The organism is Pleurocapsa sp. CCALA 161, assembly GCF_003003995.1.
In the GTDB taxonomy this organism is placed as follows: domain Bacteria; phylum Cyanobacteriota; class Cyanobacteriia; order Cyanobacteriales; family Xenococcaceae; genus Waterburya.
The window spans coordinates 1-6,727 of record NZ_PVWF01000017.1; the positions used below are offsets into that span (position 1 = coordinate 1).

Sequence of the window (6,727 nt, forward strand, 5' to 3'; positions counted from 1 at the left end):
ATGAGCAATGAGCAATGAGCAATGAGCAATGAGCAATGAGCAATGAGCAATGAGCAATGAGCAATGAGCAATGAGCAGTTACCTCTTTTTCAATGATCACTGATCAATGATCATTGATCATTGTAAAGAAGAGGTCTTAAACCTGATTAATTAATTGTTCAATGTTCAATGTTCACTGCTCATTGATAAATACATTTATGCAAGGAGCCTGTTTTGCTTTTTCCAAAGAAAATTCTTACTGTTTTTTACTTTTTCCTTTTAATTAACTACCGCTCCTAGTCCCATTAACACCCTTGTTTTTTGTCAAATACTTAAATTCAATTATTTTGCAATATCAACTCCTTTATAAACTGAATATTACAAAAATATATTTATTGATCGCAATGAACAATCTTTTGATTAGTTGTTGATTTTTTGGCTTTTATCTTCACAATTTATAGATAGCGGTTCAACAAAAAATCTCCCAGCAATTATGCCAGGAGAAAAAAATGTCCAAAAATAATATAGATTGATCGATAGCCTTACTAAGTTAAAATATGAATTATAAAATATTACTATTTCAGTTGTTAGCTCATTCAGAATTTAATTAGGGCTGTGCTAACTATCCTTCAGCTGAGCGACTCCTAACTGGTAGAATAATTAAAAATGTAGTGCCTATCCCAACTTTACTTTCAAGCTCAATCTTGCCACTATGTATCTCCACAAGATTTTTGACGATTGATAGACCCATACCGCTACCAGGTATACTGTTGACGTTACTTCCCCGAAAAAACAAATCGAACAGTTGTTGCTGGTCTATTTCTGGAATACCAATTCCCTGATCCTTAATCTTAATAATTGCTCGTTCTGGTTCGCATAAAACTCGAAACTCAATCTTGCTGCCGTTTGGAGAATACTTAATAGCATTCGACAGCAGATTAATAAGAATATGATGCAATATATTTTCATCAATACCAGCAGCCATACAGTTACCCTGGCTATAAAACTCAATACTTTGCTGTTTGCTTTCGCTCAGTGGCTGTATTTGCATTATTTGAGTGCGGCAAAAGTCAGCCAAATCAACTGATTTTGGCTTAAACTCAATTTGCCCAACTTCCGATTTGCCAAAAAACACTAGATCATCTAACTGCTTGGCGATCTGTTCGACCGCCGTTTGAATATTATCGAGATATGGTAGTTTTTTGTCGTCAGTCCATTTATTTGCGTAGCGTTTTAATAAGCTATTAGAGAACGAAATAATGTTTAATGAGGAGCGAAACTGATGGCAAAGCATAGAAAAAAAGCGCGATCGCAGTTCACTCAGTTGCTTGGCTTTTTCGATCGCCTGGACTGCCTCAATTGTGCCTTGGTTTTTCTGTATTTGTGCCTCAATTTGCTGTTTGAGTTCGATAACATCCCAAATACTCCAGACCCTACCAATAATTTTGTCGTCTAGTCGCTGAGGCTTAGAGCATTGCGCGAAGACTCTACCGTCTTTTAGCCTCAAAGTGTCGTAAGTTTCAGCCTCAGTTTCTCTAGAAATCTCCCAAACAGAACGATGAAAGACTTCTGGATTTTCAAGCTGGCAATCAAAAAAATTTCGGCATTCTTCAGAGTCTTTTGATAAAACCAGCGAGTGGGGAATTTTCCACATCTCCAAAAATTTTTGATTGTAGCTCAGAACCTCTCCTTCATAGCTAACTGCAACAGTAGCATAGGCAGTCGAATCTAGAGTTTCGCATAATAAAAATAAAGCTTTTGCAGTTTGAGCTTCTGATTCTTTAAGTCGAGAAATCTCTTGGTAAATACTTTTGATGCTGCTCTTGCAATCTAACTGGTTTGTGTATTGATCGGGTTTAGTCTCAGTCTCTTCTACTCTGCGGACAAAGACGCAGCAAAAGTCCTTCTCTTGGTCTTTTACGTATTTGTAGGTAAGCTCCACTAGCAACAATTTACCACTGCGAGTTCGATGTCGAGATTTAATAACAAGAGAATTCTGCTGACTAAGAAATTGCCATCGCTGTGACCAGTTTTGGGGGGAGAAATCTGGCTCTATGTCTGACAGCTTCATAGATAGCAATTCTTGGCGGGAGTACTCAAGCTGACGGCAGGTAGAATCATTGAGATATAAGAAGCAAGCATCTGCTCCTATACAGAAAACTGAATCTGAAAGCTGATTAGCAAGATATCTAGAGAAAAACGATTCTTCTTCTCTAAGTTTGATAGATTTAGGCATTTTCAATCTCAATAATATTGCTTTTGACCAGTTTGAAGTCGCTCGCAGCTATTTCAATAATTCGATAGTAAATTCAGCATAAAATTAGTACTTTTGACAGATCTCATAACTTCAGAATTTTGAGCGAAAAATTAAAAACAAGAGTTTAAATTAACGAGCATCTAACATAGATACACATATATTCGAGTATATTTGGACTTTTGTTCGTATGATATCGCACATAGCGCTCAAATAGGAATAAGTAGCTGGGTGGAATTAAATATAAAACAACGGATTCTTATTTTTCTCCCCTGCTCCCCTATCTCCACTACTCCAATACCTTACATCAATCTTTAAATTAATTATGCCTAGCTACTTATGTGTTTTGCGTAAAGCAATAGTAATAAATAAAAAGGTGTGAGAGGGTTGATTCTTTGTTCGGTCAATTCATAAATGTACTATGCGTCCTCGACCCTTTAATTTTGGCGTTGCAGAATAGAGTGTGGATTTGTTAAAAAGAAAGAGTACAAAAAATTTTGATTAATCTGAAATGTCCTAAATGCCAATCTGATAATACCCGAAAAGACGGTCAGACAAATGATAAGCAAAGATGGGAATGTAAAGACTGCGGTCGTATCTGCCGTAATTTTTATTCGACAAAAGGTTATCATCATCCCCTAACTCCCCTAAACTACTAGGGTCAAGAGATTTTTCAACTGTTTCAATCGGGCAAAACTTACTCCGTCTCATATCCTTCAAAGGTCAAAGACAATTTATTTATGTCAAAAATTTTGGTTATTGAAGACGAGGTTCTCACTCGCAATATGTTTCGAGACTGTCTAGAAGCTGAAGGTTTCCAGACTCTTGGGGCTGAAGATGGTTTAGCTGGCATTAAGCAGGCACGAGAGCATTTACCAAATTTAGTGCTTTGCGATGTCGTTATGCCCAAACTTGACGGCTACGAAGTTTTAAACCAGCTACATCAAGATGCTAAGACTGCAACTATTCCTTTCATTTTTATTACTGCTAGAACAGAGAAAGCAGCTCGCCGTCAGGGAATGTCTTTAGGAGCCGATGATTATCTTACCAAGCCTTCTACAGTAGAAGAGTTACTCGAGGCAGTTTCGGCTCGACTCAAAAAACAGGCTATTTTGCGGCAATGCTATGACAATGACTATCAGCCGCCTAAAGTTCTAGTAGATTCTGGGATTTCCGACTGCAAAACTAGTTTGCATTTTCCGAGTATTCCAGAGCATAGTGAAGTGTTTGAGTTTATCGAAGCTAACTACAATAAGGGAATTACTCTGTGCGATGTAGCTAGGGCAGTAGGTTATTCTCCCGCTTACTTAACAAACAAAGTTAAGCTGGAAACAGGACGTACAGTAAACCGCTGGATTATCGATCGTCGTATAGCACAAGCGCTTTTCTTACTCCGCAGTACCGATCGATCGGTAGAACAAATTGCAGAGGCAGTTGGATATCAAAATACTTGTTATTTCTTCCGCCAATTTCGCCAATATCAAGGAACAACCCCTCAAGTCTGGAGGGAGAGTCATTAGAAAATAGATGTTAGGGTAAAAGAATATCATAAAGTATTGAAAACCTAATACCCAAATTAATTTAATTTGATTCTATTTTTTTTCAAAGCTTTTTTAATGGCTTGAATGTTTAGATGATTGATATCTTCTACGGTATCTTTATTGACTACCAATTCGTTCTCAGGCGTTATCAAACCAACATATCCATCCTTCAAGACATACTCTGATAAGGACTGAGGAAGATGTAATTCTTGAGTAGTAATAGGAATAAATTCACAATAATCACCGTTTCTAATTGATGCGTAGGCGATAATATCCTCAATAAAGTATGTTTCATTTACGTTGTAAACAATCTTCCATCCAAAATTTGCTGAGACTAATTGCTCTAGCATGTAGGAACTATTAGAATCACTTTCTCCACTAGCCCATGTTGTGTTGCTCAAGGTTAAAGATTGCATTTAATGTTGATTTTATTTTAATAATTTACGCGCTCTAGGTTGTAAAGTTTTGAAGCACCTCATTTATGCAACAGTTGTAATTTTGTATTACTAAATAATAATTGCTTAAACGAAAAATTGGGCTGCTTCTGGAAGTTCAATTAACAAATCTTTACAAACCTAGTTTTAGAACTTAATAACTATTTCTTAATAACTATTTATTTAAGCAGCTGAACAAACTACTTTGTCTTTAATTTATTAGCTTGAACTGAACGAATAGTACGATCGAGTTCTGCTCTAAACAGACGTAAATACATTCTGATCGTCGCCTAACGATAGTGATTTGAAATTACGCTCTGCAACTCGAAAAACAGGTAATTTAGTTACATATAGGACTTACGTATTGACAGAAATGGAGTGTTATGGAGTTAAAGAGGAACTGCTTGAGAAAGATTTTCGGTAGTAAACTGACGAATAACAGGCACAAATAACTGTCGTGACACTTGATAAAGGTTGTCGATCAAGCCTTATACTCTCATGTTTGGCAATTGAGCAAAAGCTCGGCATTGCACAGAATAAATGAGTTTTAACACCCGATTCTGTGCGTACTTGGAATCGTTCAATCTTACACAGTTGTTGAATCACCCGATGAAAATTCTCGATTTGCCAATGGCTATCATGAATTTATGCCTTTAACGCTTCTCTTATGTTTACCCGACCAAAAATAATCAATTAGCTGGCTTTTGTTGGGGTTACTGTAAGGTTTATCCAATACACTCGGCTAGATATCAAGTAAGTACTGGGACAGCTATTTCCCAGCGATTTATCGCTTTACCAACAACTGCCAGTTCCTGAGTCAGTTTGTCAAACTGATCGGGGGTCAGACATTGAGGTCCGTCCGACAGAGCTTTAGCGGGGTTGGGGTGAACTTCAATCATTAAAGAGTCTGTTCCAGCAGCGATCGCTGCTTTTGCCATCGTCGGGACTAACGCTGATACCCCCGTACCGTGGCTAGGGTCGATCGCGATCGGTAGATGCGTTAGAGAGCGCAACACTGGCACAACCGAAAGGTCTAGAGTATTGCGAGTATATTGGCGATCAAAGGTACGAATACCGCGTTCGCACAAAATAACGTTAGCATTACCTGCTGCCAGAATATATTCAGCAGCCATCAACCAGTCATCAATAGTAGCAGCCATAGCGCGCTTGAGCATCACTGGCTTATCTTGCGCTCCTACCTTTTTCAATAGGGAGAAATTATGCATGTTTCTGGCACCAATTTGCAAGATATCAGCTACCTCGGCAACCATGTCAAGGTCGGCCGTATCCATTACCTCGGTGATTATCCCCAGTCCCGACGCTTCTCGTGCTGTCGCCAGTAATCCCAAAGCACTTTCGCCGTGACCTTGGAAAGAGTAGGGGGATGTACGAGGCTTGAACGCTCCACCCCGAATAAATTTGGCTCCTGCTGCCTTAACTCGAAGTGCTGTTTCTACAATCATAGATTCGTTTTCTACCGCGCAGGGACCAGCTATCAGCACTACAGGATTATTTTCCCCAAATGTAACCTTACCGTTGGGTGTAGGCACAGTAACTTCGCTTGCTTCGCCGTGGCAATATTCTCGGCTAACTCGCTTGAATGGTTTTTCAACTGGCAGAACTTGCTCGATCCAAGGGCTAACTTCCTGTATCAGTAGCGGGTCGATATCCGCCGTATCGCCGATCATGCCAATTATAATTTTGTGTTTTCCAGCACTTTTTTCTGGTGTAACATTCCAGGTGTTACTTAGCTCTTGGCAAATTCGATTAATTTCTAGTTCGGGAGTACCAGATTTAATAACAACGATCATATTTAAATTCCTTTTACTTTATTTAGTTGTGTACCTTGGGTTTAGCCCACGTTGATTTATCAGTAAATTTCATCTTCTTGGTGCGCGTTCCACATAAACAAAGCTCGAAGGACTGTGGGTCGCACCGCTACTTAAGAAATTGAGCCAGTTCTGCCAATTTTGTCCAGGCTGCTCCACTTTGCAGCACCTCTTTAGCTAAAACAAAACCCCGTGCAAAAGTATCATGGTTAGGCTCTGGGGCGATCGCTTTACCCACAAAAAGTGCTAAAGTAGCGTTCAAAGCAACCACATCCTGCTGAGCCTGAGTACCGCTACCTTGAAGCACTGCCCTTAAAATATCGGCGTTTTCCTGCACGTCTCCACCTCGCAGTGCAGACGTGGGAACGTTTTTAATGCCGAGTTCTTTGGGGTTTAATTCAAATAAGCTTACTTTATCAGTAGCGATCGCCAAATCGCTAATATCTGCTAATCCTGCCTCATCTAGTCCTTCCCGTCCGCGAACAATAACGGCTCTAGTTCCCAACTGAGATAAAACTTCGGCAAAGGTTTTTACCTGGGCGCGATCGCTCACGCCAATTACTTGTCCAGTCGGGTGTAAAGGATTAACCAGCGGACCTAGCAAATTGAAAATAGTGCGTATTTTGAGGGTTTTCCGCAGGGGAGCAACGGCTTTTAAGGCTGGATGCCAGCCAGGAGCAAACAGAAAAG

General features: G+C 39.5%; 4 protein-coding genes and 2 pseudogenes. 2 read left to right on the forward strand and 4 right to left on the reverse strand.

Annotated elements, in window-relative coordinates; translation table 11 throughout:
* Positions 1-601: 601 nt before the first annotated feature.
* The gene (locus C7B62_RS06115; RefSeq protein WP_106233732.1) at positions 602-2,215 is read right to left on the reverse strand and encodes a PAS domain-containing sensor histidine kinase; all 1,614 of its coding nucleotides are present in this window, start codon (positions 2,213-2,215) and stop codon (positions 602-604) included.
* 524 nt (positions 2,216-2,739) lie between these two features.
* On the opposite strand from C7B62_RS06115, the pseudogene C7B62_RS06120 reads away from it, so the two are divergent.
* Positions 2,740-2,865: pseudogene (locus C7B62_RS06120) on the forward strand (IS1 family transposase); the annotation flags it as partial.
* A 108-nt stretch (positions 2,866-2,973) separates the two neighbouring features.
* Complete coding sequence (locus C7B62_RS06125; protein ID WP_106233733.1) at positions 2,974-3,753, forward strand: response regulator; 780 nt, start codon at positions 2,974-2,976, stop codon at positions 3,751-3,753.
* Positions 3,754-3,809: 56 nt separating this feature from the next.
* Here the strand turns inward: C7B62_RS06125 and C7B62_RS06130 are convergent, their stop codons facing one another.
* From C7B62_RS06130 to C7B62_RS26460, 3 genes and pseudogenes are all read right to left on the reverse strand, one after another.
* Positions 3,810-4,190, reverse strand: coding sequence for a hypothetical protein (locus C7B62_RS06130; protein WP_106233734.1), 381 nt, complete (start codon positions 4,188-4,190; stop codon positions 3,810-3,812).
* 767 nt (positions 4,191-4,957) lie between these two features.
* Complete coding sequence (gene aroF / locus C7B62_RS06135; protein ID WP_106233735.1) at positions 4,958-6,019, reverse strand: 3-deoxy-7-phosphoheptulonate synthase; 1,062 nt, start codon at positions 6,017-6,019, stop codon at positions 4,958-4,960.
* A 127-nt stretch (positions 6,020-6,146) separates the two neighbouring features.
* Positions 6,147-6,727 (reverse strand): annotated as a pseudogene (locus C7B62_RS26460) (anthranilate phosphoribosyltransferase); the annotation flags it as partial.